This is a genomic window from Neorhizobium sp. T7_12 (genome assembly GCF_002968535.1).
Taxonomy (GTDB): domain Bacteria; phylum Pseudomonadota; class Alphaproteobacteria; order Rhizobiales; family Rhizobiaceae; genus Neorhizobium; species Neorhizobium tomejilense.
In genome coordinates, this window is record NZ_PVBK01000001.1 from 263,548 (window position 1) to 281,253 (window position 17,706).

The 17,706-nt window shown below is 62.8% G+C and carries 15 protein-coding genes and 2 pseudogenes; 5 read left to right on the forward strand and 12 right to left on the reverse strand.

Annotated features, from left to right (window positions below):
* Nucleotides 1–2: 2 nt before the first annotated feature.
* Together C5J26_RS01245 and C5J26_RS01250 are read right to left on the reverse strand one after the other, a co-directional pair.
* Complete coding sequence (locus C5J26_RS01245; RefSeq protein WP_105400184.1) at nucleotides 3–461, reverse strand: NfeD family protein; 459 nt, start codon at nucleotides 459–461, stop codon at nucleotides 3–5.
* Nucleotides 462–464: 3 nt separating this feature from the next.
* Nucleotides 465–1,502: an SPFH domain-containing protein gene (locus C5J26_RS01250; RefSeq protein ID WP_046634717.1), complete on the reverse strand. Its 1,038-nt coding sequence runs from the start codon at nucleotides 1,500–1,502 to the stop codon at nucleotides 465–467.
* A gap of 193 nt (nucleotides 1,503–1,695) precedes the next feature.
* Here C5J26_RS01250 and queC point away from each other — a divergent pair, with 193 nt between their 5' ends.
* Together queC and C5J26_RS01260 are read left to right on the forward strand one after the other, a co-directional pair.
* Nucleotides 1,696–2,406: a 7-cyano-7-deazaguanine synthase QueC gene (gene queC / locus C5J26_RS01255; protein WP_105400185.1), complete on the forward strand. Its 711-nt coding sequence runs from the start codon at nucleotides 1,696–1,698 to the stop codon at nucleotides 2,404–2,406.
* 87 nt (nucleotides 2,407–2,493) lie between these two features.
* Entirely contained in the window at nucleotides 2,494–3,249 is a 756-nt protein-coding gene (locus C5J26_RS01260) for an MBL fold metallo-hydrolase (RefSeq protein ID WP_105400186.1), read from the forward strand.
* A gap of 52 nt (nucleotides 3,250–3,301) precedes the next feature.
* Here C5J26_RS01260 and hemH read toward each other — a convergent pair whose 3' ends face one another.
* The 8 genes from hemH to C5J26_RS01300 form a co-directional block, all read right to left on the reverse strand.
* Complete coding sequence (gene hemH / locus C5J26_RS01265) at nucleotides 3,302–4,336, reverse strand: ferrochelatase (RefSeq protein WP_105400187.1); 1,035 nt, start codon at nucleotides 4,334–4,336, stop codon at nucleotides 3,302–3,304.
* 180 nt (nucleotides 4,337–4,516) lie between these two features.
* A complete protein-coding gene (locus C5J26_RS01270) occupies nucleotides 4,517–6,571 on the reverse strand; it encodes a 5'-nucleotidase C-terminal domain-containing protein (RefSeq protein WP_105400188.1) in 2,055 nt (684 codons plus the stop codon).
* A gap of 227 nt (nucleotides 6,572–6,798) precedes the next feature.
* A complete protein-coding gene (omp10, locus tag C5J26_RS01275; protein WP_105400189.1) occupies nucleotides 6,799–7,158 on the reverse strand; it encodes an outer membrane lipoprotein Omp10 in 360 nt (119 codons plus the stop codon).
* A gap of 175 nt (nucleotides 7,159–7,333) precedes the next feature.
* On the reverse strand, nucleotides 7,334–8,785 hold the full coding sequence (locus C5J26_RS01280) for a homospermidine synthase (RefSeq protein ID WP_105400190.1): 1,452 nt from the start codon (nucleotides 8,783–8,785) through the stop codon (nucleotides 7,334–7,336).
* Between the two features lie 247 nt (nucleotides 8,786–9,032).
* Nucleotides 9,033–9,407, reverse strand: a complete 375-nt coding sequence (locus C5J26_RS01285) for a DUF4440 domain-containing protein (RefSeq protein WP_105400191.1) — start codon at nucleotides 9,405–9,407, stop codon at nucleotides 9,033–9,035.
* On the reverse strand, nucleotides 9,407–10,111 hold the full coding sequence (locus C5J26_RS01290; RefSeq protein ID WP_105400192.1) for an aminotransferase class IV family protein: 705 nt from the start codon (nucleotides 10,109–10,111) through the stop codon (nucleotides 9,407–9,409). Before C5J26_RS01290 ends, C5J26_RS01285 begins: the two co-directional genes overlap by 1 nt.
* Nucleotides 10,096–11,271, reverse strand: coding sequence for an aminodeoxychorismate synthase component I (locus C5J26_RS01295; RefSeq protein WP_105400193.1), 1,176 nt, complete (start codon nucleotides 11,269–11,271; stop codon nucleotides 10,096–10,098). The genes C5J26_RS01290 and C5J26_RS01295 overlap by 16 nt, the downstream gene beginning before the upstream one ends.
* A gap of 22 nt (nucleotides 11,272–11,293) precedes the next feature.
* Nucleotides 11,294–13,150, reverse strand: a complete 1,857-nt coding sequence (locus C5J26_RS01300) for a M3 family oligoendopeptidase (protein ID WP_105400194.1) — start codon at nucleotides 13,148–13,150, stop codon at nucleotides 11,294–11,296.
* Between the two features lie 150 nt (nucleotides 13,151–13,300).
* Between C5J26_RS01300 and C5J26_RS01305 the strand changes: the two are divergent.
* From C5J26_RS01305 to C5J26_RS01310, 3 genes and pseudogenes are all read left to right on the forward strand, one after another.
* Nucleotides 13,301–14,489 (forward strand): annotated as a pseudogene (locus tag C5J26_RS01305) (sigma-54-dependent transcriptional regulator); the annotation flags it as partial.
* Between the two features lie 197 nt (nucleotides 14,490–14,686).
* A pseudogene (locus C5J26_RS33625) lies at nucleotides 14,687–14,863 on the forward strand (helix-turn-helix domain-containing protein); the annotation flags it as partial.
* A 278-nt stretch (nucleotides 14,864–15,141) separates the two neighbouring features.
* Nucleotides 15,142–16,917, forward strand: coding sequence for a DUF882 domain-containing protein (locus C5J26_RS01310; RefSeq protein WP_105400196.1), 1,776 nt, complete (start codon nucleotides 15,142–15,144; stop codon nucleotides 16,915–16,917).
* A gap of 87 nt (nucleotides 16,918–17,004) precedes the next feature.
* Here the strand turns inward: C5J26_RS01310 and C5J26_RS01315 are convergent, their stop codons facing one another.
* Nucleotides 17,005–17,277, reverse strand: a complete 273-nt coding sequence (locus C5J26_RS01315; protein ID WP_007752220.1) for a DUF2312 domain-containing protein — start codon at nucleotides 17,275–17,277, stop codon at nucleotides 17,005–17,007.
* An 86-nt stretch (nucleotides 17,278–17,363) separates the two neighbouring features.
* Entirely contained in the window at nucleotides 17,364–17,687 is a 324-nt protein-coding gene (locus tag C5J26_RS01320; RefSeq protein WP_046634868.1) for a DUF1244 domain-containing protein, read from the reverse strand.
* Nucleotides 17,688–17,706 lie beyond the last annotated feature (19 nt).

Below are 17,706 nucleotides of genomic sequence, written 5' to 3' on the forward strand. Positions count from 1 at the left end.
AACTACGCCGCTTCGACCGTCAGGTCGCGTCCGCTCGCCGCCACCACCTTCACCTGCGTGCCGGCCGGCAGGTCCGGTCCCATGACCGACCACCATGTATCGTCGAGCCGGATGCGTCCGCGCCCCTCGGCGATCGGTTCGTGGAGAGTTGCGGTGCGCCCGACCAGGCTTTCGCCGCGCCGGTTGAGATTGGGCTCGTCGGTCGCCTGGTTGCGGCTGGAATAGAAACGGCGGCCGGCCAGTGCGAAGGCGCCGGAAAGCACCGCGAAGAGCAGGAGCTGGACGTGCCAGGTCCAGAAGGCCGCATCCCAGAGCGCCAGAGACAGCACGCCGATAACGATCGCGGCAGCACCGATCCAGATCAGGAAGACGCCCGGTGCCGCGAGCTCGGCACATAAGAGGACGACGCCCAATATCCACCAGCTCCAGGGACCGAGATTGACCACAGCATCATGCAGCATGGCTCAGGTCTCTGAGGAATTCGGGTTGAACGGGTTGAGGACCGGCGTGGTGCGCGGGCCGGGCTGGGGACGCGGGCCGGCCGGCGGGCGCGGCGGTGCTGCGGGGCCGGAACCATCGCCGAAAACGTCCTTTGCAATGGCGCCGATGCCGCCGAGCGAACCGATGACCGACGAAGCCTCCAGCGGCATCAGCACGATCTTCGAGTTCGGTGCCTTGCCGATCGCCGCCAGCGCCTCGATGTATTTCTGCGCCACGAAATAGTTGATCGCCTGCACGTCGCCGGCGGCGATCGCCTGCGAGACGGACTGGGTCGCCTTGGCTTCGGCTTCTGCCAGACGCTCGCGAGCTTCCGCCTCGCGGTACGCGGCTTCGCGCTTGCCCTCGGCTTCGAGGACGGCCGCCTGCTTGGCGCCTTCGGCGCGCAGGATTTGGGCGCTGCGGGAACCTTCAGCCTCGAGGATCTGGGCGCGCTTCTCGCGTTCGGCCTTCATCTGCCGTCCCATCGATTCGACGAGGTCGGCCGGCGGCTGGATGTCCTTGATCTCGACGCGGGTGACCTTGATACCCCAAGGGCCGACGGCCTCGTCGACGACGCGCAGCAGGCGCTCGTTGATGACTTCGCGATTGGAGAGCAGTTCGTCGAGATCCATCGAGCCCATGACCGAGCGGATATTGGTCATGGTGAGGTTCTGGATGGCGTTCTGCAGGTTGGAAATCTGGTAGGCGGCCTGGGCCGGATTGAGCACCTGATAGAAGGCGACTGCGTCGGCGGAGACGCTGGCATTGTCCTTGGTGATGACTTCCTGGGTCGGGATGTCGAGGACCTGCTCCATGACGTTCATGCGCACCCCGATGCGCTCGATGAAGGGCGTCAGGATGTTGAGGCCGGGCTCCAGCGTGCGCGTATAGCGGCCGAAGCGCTCCACGGTGTAGCGATAACCCTGCGGCACGGTCTTGATCCCGGCGAACAGGACCAGGATGATCAGCAGAACGACGCCGATCACGACGATATCGAAGCCACCCAGGCCGCCCAAGTTCATGACATTCCTCCATTGCAGGCGGTAAGTCCGCCAGATCACACGTGATGAGTTAGCACGTTCTTTACAGGGAAGAAATGACAGCTCGACCGCTGTCGATGACGCCCGGGTTATTCACAAGGACGCGTTGCCGGTCTAGGAAGCGGGTTCGAATACCCGGTCGCAGCCTACCCGGTCAAAACAAGGATGAAAGCCCATGAAAACCATCGTCGTCTGCTCCGGCGGACTGGATTCCGTTTCGCTCGCCCACAGGATTGCCGCCGAACAGCAGCTGCTGGGCCTGATCTCCTTCGACTATGGCCAGCGGCACCGCAAGGAACTCGATTTCGCCGCCGCTTGCGCCGTGCGGCTCGGTGTGTTCCACGAGATCATCGACATGCGCGGCATCGGCAGCCGGTTGACCGGCTCGGCACTGACCGACGACGTGGAGGTGCCGGACGGGCATTATGCCGAGGAGACGATGCGCGTCACCGTGGTGCCGAACCGCAATGCGATCATGCTGTCGATCGCTTTCGGGGTGGCGGCGGCGCGAAACGCCGATGCGGTAGCGATCGCCGTGCATGGCGGCGACCATTTCATCTATCCCGATTGCCGGCCCGGTTTCATCGACGCCTTCCAGGTGATGCAGGATCATGCCCTCGACGGCTACGCGTCGGTCCGGCTGCTTGCGCCTTATGTCCATGGATCGAAGGCCGATATCGTCACAGACGGCGCCCGTCACGCTACGCCGTTCGCCGAAACCTGGTCCTGCTACAAGGGTGGTGCCCGCCATTGCGGCCGCTGCGGCACCTGCGTCGAGCGGCGAGAGGCTTTCCATCTCGCTGGCATCGAAGATCCGACCGAGTACGAGGATCCGGATTTCTGGAGGGCGGCGACGGAAGGATTCAGGGCCGAGGAGACGCGTTGATAGAGTGGCTGTCTCATCTAGAACAGTCATTGGATCATCACGGCCAACCGGCCTAGGCTTCGCATTCTTCCCGCAGGAGGTGCCTCGATGAAGCTTCAATTGATCCGCAATGCGACGCTCAAGCTTTCCTATGCGGGCCGCAGCATCCTGATCGATCCTTATTTCGCACCTCGTCACAGCCTGCCGTCCTACACCGGCAAATCCGCCAATCCGTTGACGGACCTGCCGCTTTCGGTGGAGGAGGTCTTGCAGGGTGTCGAACTGGTGATCGTCTCCCATCTCCATTCGGACCATTTCGATTCGGTGGCCAAACAACGTGTCCCGAAACATCTGCCGCTGATCTGTCAGCCGGGCGATGAGGCGACAATCGCTGCAGAAGGTTTTACCGATGTGGAGCCGCTCGAGGGGGTGCTGGTCTGGCAAGGCATCACGATCACGCGCTGCGAGGGCAGCCACGGGCTTGGTCCGGTCCAGGAAAAGATGGGGTCGGTGATGGGACTGACGCTTGCCGCGCCCGGTGAGCCGCTAGTTTATTGGGCGGGCGATACGGTCCTTTATCCGCCGGTACTGGAGACGGTGGAGCGCGTCGTGCCCGATGTCATCGTCAGCCATTCCTGCGGCGCCCTCTGGGATGGCGACCTCATCGTCATGGATGCGGCGGAAACGATCGAACTCTGCCGGTCCGCGCCTGAGGCCACGGTTGTCGCGGCGCATATGGAGGCGCTCGATCATGCCACCGTTTCGCGTGCGCATCTGCGCGAGGCGGCCGACACGGCTGGAATCGGCCCATCGCGCCTGCTGATTCCGGCAGACGGCGATGTGATCGACCTGCCGGCCCGCTGAAAGCGCTGAAGCCGGAGAGGCAATAGATCGGGGGCGGCTGGAATGGGCCGGCTTACACCCAGCCCTGAAGTTCGCGGCGGACGACCTTTTCCAGCACGGTCATGCCACCCGGACTGTCGTTCAGACAGGGGATATGCGCGAACTTTTCGCCGCCGTGATGCAGGAAGATCTCGCCCGCTTCACCGGCAATCTCTTCGAGCGTTTCCAGACAGTCGGAGACGAAGCCGGGGTTCATCACCGCGATCCGCTTGATACCGTCATGGGCGAGTTTTTCCACCGTCTTGTCGGTATAGGGCTGCAGCCATTCCTCCGGTCCGAAACGGGACTGGAAGGTGATCATGAAATTCCTGTCCGTGAAGCCGAGCGCCTCTTTCAGGAGCCGCGCCGTCTTCTGGCAATGACAGTAATAGGGATCACCCGCCTTGAAGTAGGATTGCGGGATGCCGTGGAAGGAGGCGATCAGCATTTCCGGCTCCCAGTCGAGGGCCGCGTATTTCGCCCTGACGGAGTCCGCCAGCGCTTCGATATAGGCCGGCTCGTCGTGATAGGGGGGCACGGTGCGCAGGGTCGGCTGCCAGCGCAGCTTCATCAGGTGCTCGAAAGCCTTGTCGTTGACGGTAGCGGTGGTGGAGGCCGCATATTGCGGATAGAGCGGGAAGAGGAGGATCTTCTCGCAACCCTTTTCCTTCAGCGCGTCGATGCGCTCGGCGATCGACGGCTTGCCGTAGCGCATCGCCCAGTCGACGACGACATTCGGCAGGTCCTTCAGCCGCTCGGCCATCAGCTCGCCTTGGCTGCGGGTATAGGTGCGCAGGTAGCTCTCGTTCAAATCCTTGTTCCAGATCGCCTCATAGGCCTTGCCGACCTTCTGTGGCCGCTTGTTGAGCACGATGCCGTAGAGGATCGGATACCAGTAGAGCCGCGACCATTCGATCACCCGCTTGTCGGACAGGAACTCCGCCAGGTAGCGCCGCATCGGCCAGTAATCCGTGCCGTCCGGGGTGCCGAGGTTGACGAGCAGCACCCCGATCTTGCCGAAACTCACCTTCGGATGATCGGAGGGCATGTGGGCGGAATGCGGATGCATGGTGACCTTTCAAAGATCGGATGAAGCCGATACGGGGGCGGGCGCCTTTCCGGATCATTTAGGAATAAAAAACGGCCCGGGAAAGCCCGGGCCGGTATATGGATCGGGACAAATTGTCCCGGCCCGTTGTCTGAAGTCGCGGACCCGACCCTGGTGGGGTCGGGATGTCGCTGGCCGGCGTTACTTGGCGGGCAGTTCCAGCTCGGCGCCGATCTCGATGTGGTTCGGGCGGCGCAACTTGTTGGCCTCGGCGATCTTCGTCCATTCCTCGCCGGTGCCGTAGTGGCTTTCGGCGATATCCCAGAGCGAGTCACCCTTGACGACCGTGTACTTGGTCGGACCGGCCGGCTGCGGAGCAGCGGGAGCTGGCTTTGCCGGAGCTGCGGCCATGCTGTTCGGGGCAGGGGCGGCCGGTGCGGGAGCCGCAGGAGCGGCCGGTGCGGAGGCGGTCGGTGCCGGAGCGGCAGGTGCAGCCGGGGCGGGTGCGGGTGCTGCAGGCGCCGGGCTGGCGGGCGCGGCCGCCATCGGAGCAGGTGCCGCCGGTGCAGGTGCTGCAGGGGCAGACGCAGCCGGTGCCGGCGGCGCGGCAGGCGCGGGCTTGGCCGGTGGGGTGTAGCTTGCCGGGGTCAGGTCGGTGATGCGGCCGTCCGTATAGGGCTTGTAAGGGTTGCGGGCAGCCACGAATTCCGCCGTCACGTCCGCGAGGTCCGGACCGTAGTCATAGGCGTTCTTGCCGCCGGTCTTGAAGATGGCGTAGCCATCGCCGCCTGCGCGCATGAAATTGTTGGTGACAACACCATAGGTCTTGGCCGGGTCGATCGGTACGAACTTGTCGCCTTCCTTGACCTGCACGTCGCTGACCTTGGAGCCGGCCGGCTTCGACTTGTCGAAGGAATATTTAAGGCCCGCGACCTGGGCGAAACGGCCAGCGCCGTCATCGATCTGGCTGACGCCGTTTTCCAGCGCCTTGACGACCTCGGCGCCGGTGAGCTGGAAGGTAGCGAGCGTGTTCTGGAAGGGCAGGACGCTGACGACTTCACCCTGGGTGACTTCGCCGGCGTCGATCGAGGCGCGCAAGCCCCCGCCGTTCTGGATGGCGATGGTGATGCCCTGGCCTTTGGTGCGCTCGAGCATGGCATCGGCGACCAGGTTGCCCATCGAGCATTCCTTGGCGCGGCAGACGCGGCGGTCACCGTCGATCACGGCTTCGGAGGCGCCGACGACCTTCTTCTTCATGTCCTCGATCGGCTTCTTCAACTCCGCGACGCGGGCCAGGAAGGCCGGGTCCGGGGTGATCGACTTGTCCATGAGGATCGGCTCGCCCTCGGCCGACTTCACGACGCCGCTGTCATCGAAGACGATCTTGATGTCGCCGAGATATTTCGAATACTGATAGGCTTGGACGACCGGGACCTTGTAGCCGCCCGGATTGTCGGACCAGGTCGGGTAGGGGCCTTCGGCGCCCTTGGCCACGTTCGACAAGAGCGTGTGGGTGTGGCCGCCGACGACGACGTCGACATCCGGGATCTTGGCGATCAAGGCGAGATCGCGCGGGTAACCGACATGGGTCAGCGCGATGATCTTGTCGACGCCCTGAGCCTTCAGGGACTGGACGGCTTCGGTGATCTTGGCGACATCGTCGGCAATGGTGATGTTCGGGCCGGGATTGGCGATTTCGGGGGTGTCGTTGGTGACGGCGCCGACGATGCCGATCTTCTGGCCGCCGACGGTCAGCACCAGCGACGGCTTGATGCGGTTGCCGATCTTGGCGGCGGCGCTCGGCACGACATTGGCGGTGACGACCGGGAACTGGATCTTGTCGAGGAAGGTGGCGAGCACGTCGTCGCTGTCGTCGAATTCATGGTTGCCGACGGTCATGGCGTCGAACTTCATGGCGTTCAGCGCTTCGGCTTCGGCCGCACCCTTGTAGGTCGTGTAGAAGAGAGAGCCCTGGAAGTTGTCGCCGGCGTTGAGGAGAATGACGTTCTTGTTCTCAGCCTTCAGCGCGTCGCGGGTCTGGTTGATCGCAGTCAGCAGCCGGGCCGCGCCGCCGAAGCATACGCCCTTGCCTTCATCCTCGGCCGAGCAGGTGGAATCCGTCGCGTTGATGGATTCGAGACGCGAATGGAAGTCGTTGATGTGCAGGATATTGAGCTCGAAATCGGCAAGTGCCGCGCCGCTTGAAAGAGCCATGACCGACGCGGTCAGCAGCCCGAACCTCAATGTCTTCTTCATCTGATCTCTCTCCTGTTTTTATTGGTCGGCTCTCTGCCGCCTGACTCCGACTGTTCTACCGTCCCACCGTGACAGTCGTTGTGCAACGCATGTTTTCATCAAGGCAAAGTGGTTTCAAGGGGAAATATGACAAAGGTGCGCGTGTAAGTTTTCTCAGCGCCGAACGCGAGAAACCCCGCCGAAGCGGGGTTCCGGAATTTCCAGGCATTGTTCGATGACGGATTGTTTCAGCCGCGGCGGGAGAGCGAGAACTGGGCACCGCTATCCTGCGTGCAGTTGAGCTGGTTGATGCTGACCAGCGAGCAGTTGACACGCGACTGGGTCTTGCGCACCAGCGAGGTCATGTTGATCTCGACCAGCGTCGGCGAGAGGCTGGTATAGGTGCCCGAGGCGAGCAGCGTGTTGCTGTCGCTGGAGCGGGTGTTGAACGTGCCGGCCTGGAACGAGGAAACGATGCCGTTCGGATCGACCCAGCTGCCTTCGACGCCCTGCGGCTGCACGGCCGCCATCTGTTGCGGTGGAGGGGAAGAAACGCAGGCGGTCAAGCTGGCTGCGGCGATGAGCGCAAAGCTCACTTTAAATTTCATGATCAGTCTCCCGCGATTCGGTCCGGCTTAGGTTGGCAAACCTTGCCGCCATCGCCCTATGTAACGCAAGATGTGGCCTTGAAAAGGCAAGAGCTTTCAACATGCAAAAAACCGCCTGCGGCAAGGCAGGCGGTTTCCATTGTGTTTTATCGGATCAACGAGCCCGTTCGCGAGATTAGCGAACCAGGATGTTCTTGAACTGCCACGGATCCTTGGTGTCGATGTCTTCCGGGAAGAGGCCCGGGCGGCCGTCGAGCGGGGTCCAGTCGGTATAGTGGCCTTCGACCGGGCCGAGATAGGGCAGCTGCACTTCGAGGCAGCGCTTGTAGTCGATCTCGTCGGCCTCGACGATGCCGGCGGTCGGGTTTTCGAGCGCCCAGACCATGCCCGAGAGAACCGCGGAGGTCACCTGCAGGCCGGTGGCGTTCTGGTAAGGCGCGATACGGCGGGTTTCCTCGAGCGACAGGCGCGAACCGAACCAGTAGGCGTTCTTCTCGTGGCCGTAGAGCAGCACGCCGAGTTCGTCGATGCCGTCCTCCAGCTCGTCCTCGTTGAGTACGTGGTGGACCGGCTGCGGGGTGCCGCCATTGCCGAACATCTCGTGAAGCGACAGAACCGCGTCATTCGCCGGATGGTAAGCGTAGTGGCAGGTCGGGCGGAAGGTCACTTCGCCGTCCTTGTCGCGCACCGTGAAATAATCGGCGATCGAGATCGATTCGTTGTGGGTGACGAGGAAGCCATACTGCGGGCCGGGCGTCGGGCACCAGCTACGGACGCGGGTGTTGGCGCCCGGCTGTTCGAGATAGATGGCGGCCTTGTTGCCCTTCTTGTGCTTCTTGCCGTTCTTCGGCATCCATTCCTCGTGGGTGCCCCAGCCGAGTTCGGCCGGCTGCATGCCTTCGGAGATGAAGCCTTCGACCGACCAGGTGTTCCAGAAGACGTTGAGCGGCTTCGGGTGCTTGGTGCGCTGGGTGTCGCGCTCGGCGATGTGGACGCCCTTGACGCCGAGCTTCTTCATCAGCTTCGCCCAGCCTTCGCGGTCGTGCTGATCCGGCTCGTCGAACTTCAGGCCGGTATCGTTGGCGAGGTTGACCAGCGCCTGCTTGACGAACCAGGAGACCATGCCCGGGTTGGCGCCGCAGGTGGAAACGGCGGTCGGGCCGTCGGGATTCTTGGCCTTTTCCTTGCGCACGGTTTCGCGCAGCGCATAGTTGGTGCGCTCGGAATTCTTCATGTTCTTGTCGAAATAGAAGCCGAGCCAGGGCTCGACGACCGTGTCGATGTAGAGGACGTCGAGCTTGCGGCAGAGCTTCATCAGGTCGAGCGAACCGGTATCGACCGACAGGTTGACGCAGAAGCCCTGGCCCTTGCCTTCGGTCAGGAGCGGCTTCAGGAGTTCCTTGTAGTTCTCCTTGGTCACGTATTCCTTGATGTGACGGACGCCGTGCTTCTTGAGGATCTCCATGTCGGAGGGTTCGTCGCGCGGGTCGATGACGACCATCCGGCTCTTGTCGAACTTGAAATGGCGTTCGATCAGCGGCAGCGTGCCGCGGCCGATCGAGCCGAAACCGATCATCACGATCGGACCGGTGATTTCGCCATAAACCGGATAGGTCGTCTCTGACATGTCTTTCTCCTTGATCGCGGCCTTCTCGGGCCGCTGCCCCGCTTATTCGGCAGTGGAATGGAAATCTAAAGGCTGTACTCGGGCAATTCGCGGCGCTCTAGATCATAAAACTTCGTCACAATAAAGAGCCTGTCGATTTTCGGCTGATGAATCGACAGCGCTATTCGATCGCGGCGGGCGCGGCTGCGGATCCTGGTGAGTTGCAAGAGGGGCGGGAAACCCGGCTAGGCTAAACCATTTCCGCAGATCACCCCGTCGCGGTGCCCTGGTGAAAGACCATGCGCCATTTGCCGTCGGGGTCGAGGCGCCAGATGGAGCTTCGGTTGGTAAAGAGCCTGCTGCCGCCGTCGTTGATGCGGGTGCCGCGATAGGTGGCGAGCGCGATCGTGTCGCTCAGCATCGTGGCGCTGAAATCCGAGATCGAAGTGTTGTCCGGTCCGGTCTCGGCCACGAGGCGTGTGACGATATCATCGAACGCATAGGCGAGGCCGGAGCGGCCGAATTCGCGGAATTCCGGCGCCAGCAGTTCGCGCAGCTTTTCCTCGGAATTGCGGACCTCGCGGCTCTGCAAGGCAAGCTCGAGCCCAAGCAGATGATCCGCGAGGGCGCTGGGCGTGGTCATTACCGGCCTGCTCGGGCCATTTTCGCGGCGCGGGCGGCAGGACGAGGGGCTTCCGCCGGCATTTCCGATTGCGCCGTCTGGGCGACGAGTTCGGCGGCGATCAGGCCGCGCAGAGAATTGCCGACGAAGAAGCGGCGGTTTTCGAGGTCGGCGAGGCGCAGGACCTGGCTTTTTGCCTTGCCCTCACGGATGAGGTCGGCGCGCAGGATGCCGGGCAGGAGCCCGCTCGACAGCGCCGGGGTCAGCAGCGAGCCGTTCGGTTGTTCGACGAAGACATTGGTGATCGTGCCTTCGCAGACTTCGCCGCGCTCGTTGAGAAGGATAACCTCGTCCGCCTCTTCGGGTGAAAACTCGGCGCGGGCGGCCTCATAGATCTCGCGCCGGGAGGTCTTGTGGCGATAGGTCGGGTCGTCGGAGGGAAGCGTCGTCCTGGCAACCTGGATCCGCCACAGCGTATCGGCGGGCAGGGGCGTGAACGGCGTCGTGGTGATCTCGATCTTGCCGCGATAGGTCATCACGAGGCGGACGCGGAGCGGCGTTTCGCCGCCCGCTGCAGCGGCTTTAAGCTGTTTCAACGTATCCGCCGGGGGCTGGCGGAAACCCAAGGCATCCGCCGAGCGGCTGAGCCGGCGCAGATGCTGGTCGACCCGGAGCAAGCCATTGCCCGGTTCCCAGCGCATTGTTTCGATCAGCGAGAAATCCATTGGTCGCCCACCGCAAAGCGTGCCTTCAACAGGCACTCGTCATACTCGGCCTCGGCCTTCGAGTCGAAGACGATGCCGCCGCCGACATTGAAGACGGCTTTTTCGTCGTTGAAAAGCGTGATCGTGCGGATGGCCACCGAAAAACGCATCGGGCCGGCCGGATCGCACCAGCCGATGGCGCCGCAATAGACGTCGCGCGGCTCCCTTTCGAGATCGGCGAGGATGCGCATGGCCCACATTTTCGGCGCTCCGGTGATCGAACCGCAGGGAAAGAGAGCCGCAAGGATGTCCGGAAAGCCGATCCCGGGCAGCAGCTTCGCCCGCACGTGGCTGACCATCTGGTGGACGGTCGGATAGGTTTCGATTTCAAACAACTTCGGAACCGAGAGCGTGCCGACCTCGCTGATCACGGAGATATCGTTGCGCAACAGGTCGACGATCATTCGGTTTTCGGCGAGCGTCTTTTCGTCGGCGAGCATTTCCGCGATGATCGCCTCGTCTTCTTCCACGGTCGGGCCGCGCGGGGCGGTGCCCTTCATCGGGTGGGTCTCGACGAAGCGATCCGCATCGACCGAAAAGAACAGTTCAGGCGAGCGCGATAGGACGACGGGACCGCCGAGGTCGACGAATGCGCCGTAGCGCACCGGCTGGCGGGCGACGAGGGACCAGAACGCGGAAAGCGGATCGCCGTGCCAGCGTGCGGTAACCGGCATGGTCAGGTTTGCCTGGTAGCAGTCGCCGTTGCGCAGGTGCTGGTGAAGTCGGTCGAACCGTTCCTGGTAGGCCGCAAAATCCCAACCGGCACGCGGTTCGCTGAGGAACGAGCCTTGCGAAGAACCGTCGTCCACGATCGTGCCGGGCGGTCCGGCGAGCGGATGTTCGTTGCCCGAGGGTTTGTCGAATATGCCCATGGCGATCAGCGGCGTCGGCCGGTCGTCGACGATCAACGGTCGGAGCTTGTCCTCGAAGACGTAACCGGCCTCATAGGAAATATAACCCGCCAGCCACTGACCGGCGAGGCGCGCCTCTTCCAGCCGCCGAAGTGCGGGCAGCACCTCGGCGGCAGTCCGGGCCGTGACGATGTCCTTCGGCCGGTCGAAGACGAGGCTCCGGCCGGCGGGGTCATCGCGAAAGAGCGCGAAGGGCGCTTTCTCATTCATGGACGTGCCTTAAGGGAATGCGTCAGGCCTTGTCCAGAGCCTCCAGCTCGTCGATCAGGCCTTCGATCATCGACAGGCCCCTGGACCAGAAGGACGGATCGGTGGCGTCGAGGCCGAAGGGCTTCAGCAGCTCCGAGTGATGTTGGGTGCCGCCGGCCTTCAGAAGCTCGAAATACTTTTGCTGGAAGCCCGGAGCGGCGTTCTGGTAAACCGCGTAGAGCGAGTTCACCAGGCAGTCGCCGAAGGCATAGGCATAGACGTAGAAGGGCGAGTGGATGAAGTGGGGGATATAGGTCCACCAGCTTTCATAACCCTCCGAGATCCTGATCGCCGGTCCAAGGCTTTCGCCCTGGACGGAAAGCCAGAGCTCGCCGATCTGCTCGGCGGTCAGTTCGCCTTCCTTGCGGGCGGTATGGACCTTGCGCTCGAACTGGTAGAAGGCGACCTGGCGCACGACCGTGTTGATCATGTCCTCGACCTTCTGGGCGAGCATGGCCTTACGCTCGCGCTTGTCGGTGGTCTTTTCGAGGAGAGCGCGGAAGGTCAGCATTTCGCCGAAGACGGAAGCGGTTTCGGCAAGCGTCAGCGGCGTCTGGCACATCAGGGCACCCTGATCGCCGGCCAGCACCTGGTGCACGCCGTGGCCGAGTTCGTGGGCGAGCGTCATCACGTCGCGCGGTTTGCCCATGTAGTTGACGAGCACGTAAGGGTGGGCCGACGGCACGGTCGGATGTGCGAAGGCGCCTGGCGCCTTGCCCGGCCGCACCGGCGCATCGATCCATTCCTCCTCGAAGAAGCGGGCGGCGATCTCCGCCATTTCGGGCGCGAAGCCGCGATAGGCGTCGAGCACGGTATCCTTCGCCTCCGTCCAGGAAATCAGCGCGTTCGGGGTTTCCGGCAGCGGCGCGTTGCGGTCCCAGAAATTCAGCTGGTCCATGCCGAGCCACTTCGCCTTCATCGCGTAGTAGCGATGCGAGAGGCGCGGGTAGGCCTGCCTGACGGCCTCTGCGAGCGCATCGACGACTTCACGTTCGACGCGGTTGGCGAGATGGCGACTGTCGGCGATGTCCTCGAAGCCGCGCCAGCGGTCGGAGATTTCCTTGTCCTTGGCGAGCGTGTTGGTGATCAGCGTGAAGACGCGCAGGTTGTCGCCGAAAGTTTTGGAGAGGGCTGCAGCTGCCTTGGCGCGGGTCTCCGGCTCAGGTTCCTGCAGCATGTTGAGGGCGACTTCCAGCGGCAACTGTTCGCCATCGACCTCGAAGCGGAGCTCGGCCATGGTCTCGTCGAAGAGACGGTTGAAGGCGGCGGCAGAGGTCATCGACTTTTCGAGGAAGAGCTGTTCCAGCTTGTCTTCGAGCTGGAAGGGCTTGTCCTTCCTGAGGTCGACGAGCCAGGGGCGGTAATGGCCGGCGGCCGGGTCGCGGTCCATGCAGGCGTCCATCACCGCGTCGTCGATCCGGTTGAGTTCCAGGGCGAAGAACAGCATGTGCGAGGAGAGGTCGGTCAGCTTCGCCTGCACATCGCCGTAGAACTTGCCATTGGCCGGGCTCGACGTATCGGAGAAATAGGTGAGGCCGGCGAAGGAGCCGATCTTGCCGAGCAGATCGTCGAGCGCCTCGTATTCCTGAAGTGCTTCGCCGATGCCACCGGCGCCGGTTTTGGTCGCGGCTTCGGCAAGCCGGCCCTTCCATTTTTCCTCGAAGGCGATCGAGAGCCTGTTGGCCTTTTCCATGTCGGCGGTGAAAGCCGGGGCGTCCTTGGCCTCGTAGAGGTCCGAGAGCTTCCAGACCGGCAGGAGGCCGAGCGCCGGGTCGGAGGCAGCAGCGCCCGCGGTGGGCGCGGCCAGAATTTCGGGGAGGGCGGGTGCGGACATTCTCATCGCTTTTTCCTTCTCAACCTGTTGCGCCTGTTTTCCTTGCCGGCCGTTAAAATGCAAGCTTTTCTCAAAAGGGGATGTTCAAGGCTTTCTGACACAACCAGCGGCATAACAGCCTAAAAAGGCCATGATGACCATTGGTGGGAGCCGAGCATGATTGCGCAAATCCTCGTTGTCGACGACGATCCTATTCAGCGTCGCCTGTTGAAGAATGCGGTTGAACGTTACGGCCATGCCGCCCATCTTGCCGAAAACGGACTGGCGGCGCTGGAGTTCCTGAAGCGCACCGCGACCGACATCAATGTCATCGTGCTCGACCTGATGATGCCGGAAATGGACGGCCTCACCTTCCTCGCGGCTATCCGCGAACTTGGCATCGAAACGCCGGTCATCGTCCAGACGGGACAGGGCAGCATCGAATACGTGGTGCAGGCGATGCGCGCCGGCGCTTTCGATTTCGTCGTGAAGCCGGTGTCGCCGGAACGGATCGGCGCCTCGATCACCAATGCGCTGAAGCTCGACCAGAAGGAATCGAAGGCCCGTGTCGGCCGCCGCCATCGCGCCGGTGCCGTCGGCTTCGGCGATATCATCTCGGCAAGCCCCGACATGCTGCGCGTCATCGATCTCGCCCAGCGCGCCGCCCATTCCAACATCCCGGTGGTGCTGGAAGGCGAATCCGGCGTCGGCAAGGAAATGATCGCCCGCGCCATCCAGTCGAACAGCGACCGGGCCGGCAAGCCGTTCATCACCGTCAACTGCGGCGCCATTCCGCACAATCTCGTGGAAAGCATCCTCTTCGGCCATGAGAAGGGCGCCTTTACCGGCGCTTCGGAAAAGCACACCGGCAAGTTCGTGGAAGCCGATGGCGGCACGCTTTTCCTCGACGAGATCGGCGACTTGCCGCTTGACGTGCAGGTAAAGCTGTTGCGAGCCGTGCAGCAGGGCGAAGTCGAAACAGTCGGTGCCTCGAAGGTCCAGAAGGTCAATGTCCGGCTGATCTCGGCCACCAACAAGGACCTGATCGAAGAGGTCCGGGCCGGCCGCTTCCGCGAAGACCTCTACTACCGCCTCAACGTCTTCCCGATCACCATTCCGGCGCTGCGCCGCCGCAAGGAAGACATCCCGCATCTCGCGCGCGTGTTTGCCGAGCGGTTCTCGACCGAACAGAAGCTCAACAGGACGCTGTCGGTCGGCGCCGGCGCGCTCGCGCTTTTGACGGCCTACGACTGGCCGGGCAACATCCGCCAGCTCGAAAACGCCGTGTTCCGCGCCGTCGTGCTTGCCGAGGGTAACGAGCTCACCGAAGACGATTTTCCGCAGATCGCGGCGCAGATCCCGGAATTCCGGCAGGCTGAACTGGCGGCGACCGCGGTCACGCCCGCACCGGGTGTCCTGTCCGACTACGCCATGCGCGAGGCGCTCGCCGATTCGCCGGTATTTGCCAATAACGACAAGGCTCGGGCCGGCAGACCGGATGCGAAGGCGATGCTCGCCGCCGCTTATCCCCAGGAAAACGTCATCGTCAGCACCGACGAGACCGGCGAAGTGAGGAAGCTTGCGGATGTCGAGGAGGAGCTGATCCGCTTTGCCCTGAAGTTCTATCGCGGCCAGATGAGCCAGGTTGCCCGTAAACTCGGCATCGGACGCTCGACACTTTACCGCAAACTCAAGGATTACGGCATCGATCCTGATGACCCGCTGAAGGAAGCCGCGTAATTCCTAATGTATTAGCTTGGGTTAACCTTCGCGCAAGGATGTCCTGTCAACGTCTGTCAATCTCTGATTAGTCAATTGTTGACTATATGGGAGAAGGTTGTACATGTGTGGCACATTTGCCATCGTGTCACCGCAATTGACAGTCATTTGAGGCAACGTGGGACGTTGTCGACAGGACGGGGATCGTTTTGCCGGATCAGTATGCAAAAGAAACGCCTTCGGGTGAGAAAAGGCGCGGCGGCAAAGCTGGGTTTTTTGTCAGTTTGACCCGGCGCGTCATGGCCGTCACCCTGTTGGTGTTGATGGCGCTGCCCGTGCTTTCGGTCTCCGCAAGCGGTGCAGCAGCCCAGGAGAAAAGCCTCAAGCTCTATTTCGTCCATACCGGCGAAAAGGCCGTCATCACCTTCAAGCGGAACGGCAAGTTCGATCCCAAGGGCCTCGCCCAGATCAACCAGTTCCTGCGCGACTGGCGCCGCAACGAACCGGCCAGGATGGACCCGCGGCTCTTCGACCTCGTCTGGGAAGTCTATCGCCGTTCCGGCGCCTCCGATTATATCCACGTGGTTTCCGCCTATCGTTCGCCGACCACCAACAACATGCTGCGCACCCGTTCGCGCACCACTGGTGTCGCCAAGAACAGCCAGCACATGCTCGGCAAGGCCATGGATTTCTACATTCCGGGCGTAAAGCTCTCGACGCTGCGCGGGCTCGCCATGCAGATGCAGGTCGGCGGCGTCGGCTATTACCCGACCTCGGGTTCGCCCTTTGTGCATCTCGATGTCGGCGGCGTTCGTGCCTGGCCGCGCATGACGCGCCAGGAACTGGTGCAGATCTTCCCGAACGGCAATACGATCCATCTTCCCGCCGACGGCAAGCCGCTTCCCGGCTACGAAACGGCGATGGCGGATTACAAGCGGCGTGTCGGTTCGGATTCGATCCAGATCGCCAGCACCGCCGGTCGCGGCATCAGAGGCGACTCGGAACGCAAGCGTCAGCCTAACCTTCTGGCATTCCTGTTCGGCGGCGGTGGTGCCGACGAGGAGGAAGATAACGAGGAAAGCGCTGCTCCAGCCGTGGCGCGGCGTGCGGCTCCGGCTGCAAAGCCTGCTGCGGACGACGAGGGCGAAGCTCCTGTCGCGGTTGCCTCGGCTTCGCCTTTGACGGGCCAGATGCAGAACCAGGCCCAGGCTCCGGCGCAGGCGCAGATGGTTTCAGCACCGGTACCGCTTTCGCGTCCGGCCTTCCGTTCGGATAGCGGCGGGCTTGCCACCGCGCTCTATTCTCCGGCGCGCAACCCGGCCCAGGAAGCGCTCGCCCTGCAGGCGTCCGCTCCGACCCAACCTGGCGGCGAGACTTTTGCCGATCTTTCCACCTACAATATTCCGGTTCCGACGCTGCTTGGACCGCGTGGCTTCAAGGGTGATGCAGAAAGCGGCGTGATGACCGCGTCCGTCGGCCCGATGCAGCCGCCGGAGGATGTCGCGTCCGTTCCGCTTCCCAGTCAGAGGCCGAACATCGTCGCGGCCGCTCCCGCCGCCAAGGCTGAGGAACAGCAGGAGCTGACGCCGGCCCTCGTTGCAGCGCTTGCCCAGAGTGTCGAGCCGCGCCAGGCGGCGGTGCCTACGCCTGTTGCTCCGGCCCAACCTGCTGCGGCAATGGCGGCGGCTCCCATGCCGGTCCAGAAGCCGGTTGAAACGGCGTCGGCTTCTCCGAAGGTCATCCATTCCAACAGGGGCGCGCAGTTCGGAGACGGTTTCGACACGCCGCGCAGCCCGGTCTCGGCTTCGACAAGCGCGCTTCCGATCCCCGCCAAGGGCGGCCGTGCGCCCGGGTCTGCGCCGCAGACGGCAAATGGCGGCTTGACGGGCGACATGCTGGCGAAATGGGCTCTCAACAACAATCGCGCCGACGCGGCCGCCTCGATGAAGGCACCACGCGTCGTCAGCCGGACCCTCAACAACGAATATTCGGCGGGCTATTCCGGCGGCGGCTTCAGGCCGGTTGCCGCCACGGTGGCGATCGACCCGAACCGGTTCAGCGGCCCGAACAACTGATCGTCGGCCTGACCGAAGACCATAAAAAACCCGCCGAAATGGCGGGTTTTTTCATGCTTTCTGTCTGGCCTGCGTGCCTGGAAAGAATCAGGCGGCATCCTGGTCGGCAGGGGCCTCGATCATGCCGAGCGCCTGGAGATATGTATCGAGGATCAGATCCTCTTCCATGCGCTCCTGGTCGTCCTTCTTGCGCAGGGCGATGACCTTTTTCATGATCTTCGTGTCGTAGCCCATGCCCTTGGCTTCGCCGTAGACATCCTTGATGTCGTCGGCGATGGTCTTCTTTTCTTCTTCCAAGCGTTCGATACGCTCGATAAATGCGCGAAGCTGGTCGCGGGCGACGCCATGAGCATCAGACATCGGGGCCTCCTGATCGTGTAGATTTCAATGAATGGTCGTCAACTGCCGAAAAGCCGCCGCGAGGTCAAGCCCAATCGGCAAATCGATCAGCCATGGGCCGGCTTGTTCACGTCGAATGCGGCTTTTTGTGCATCCGAGGCTTCCGCCTGGTGCAGATTTTTCCAATCCTCGTAGGGCATGCCGTAGACGATCTCGCGGGATGCGTCCTTGGAGAGGTCGACGCCGGCATCGCTGGCGGCATCGCGATACCAGTTCGACAGGCAGTTGCGGCAGAAGCCGGCGAGGTTCATCAGGTCGATATTCTGCACGTCGGCGCGTTCACGCAGATGCTGCACGAGGCGGCGGAAGGCGGCGGCCTCAAATTCGGTCTGCTGCTCTCTGGTCAGTTCCGTAGGCGTGAGTTCGCTCATGGGCGCATCTCCTGGTGTC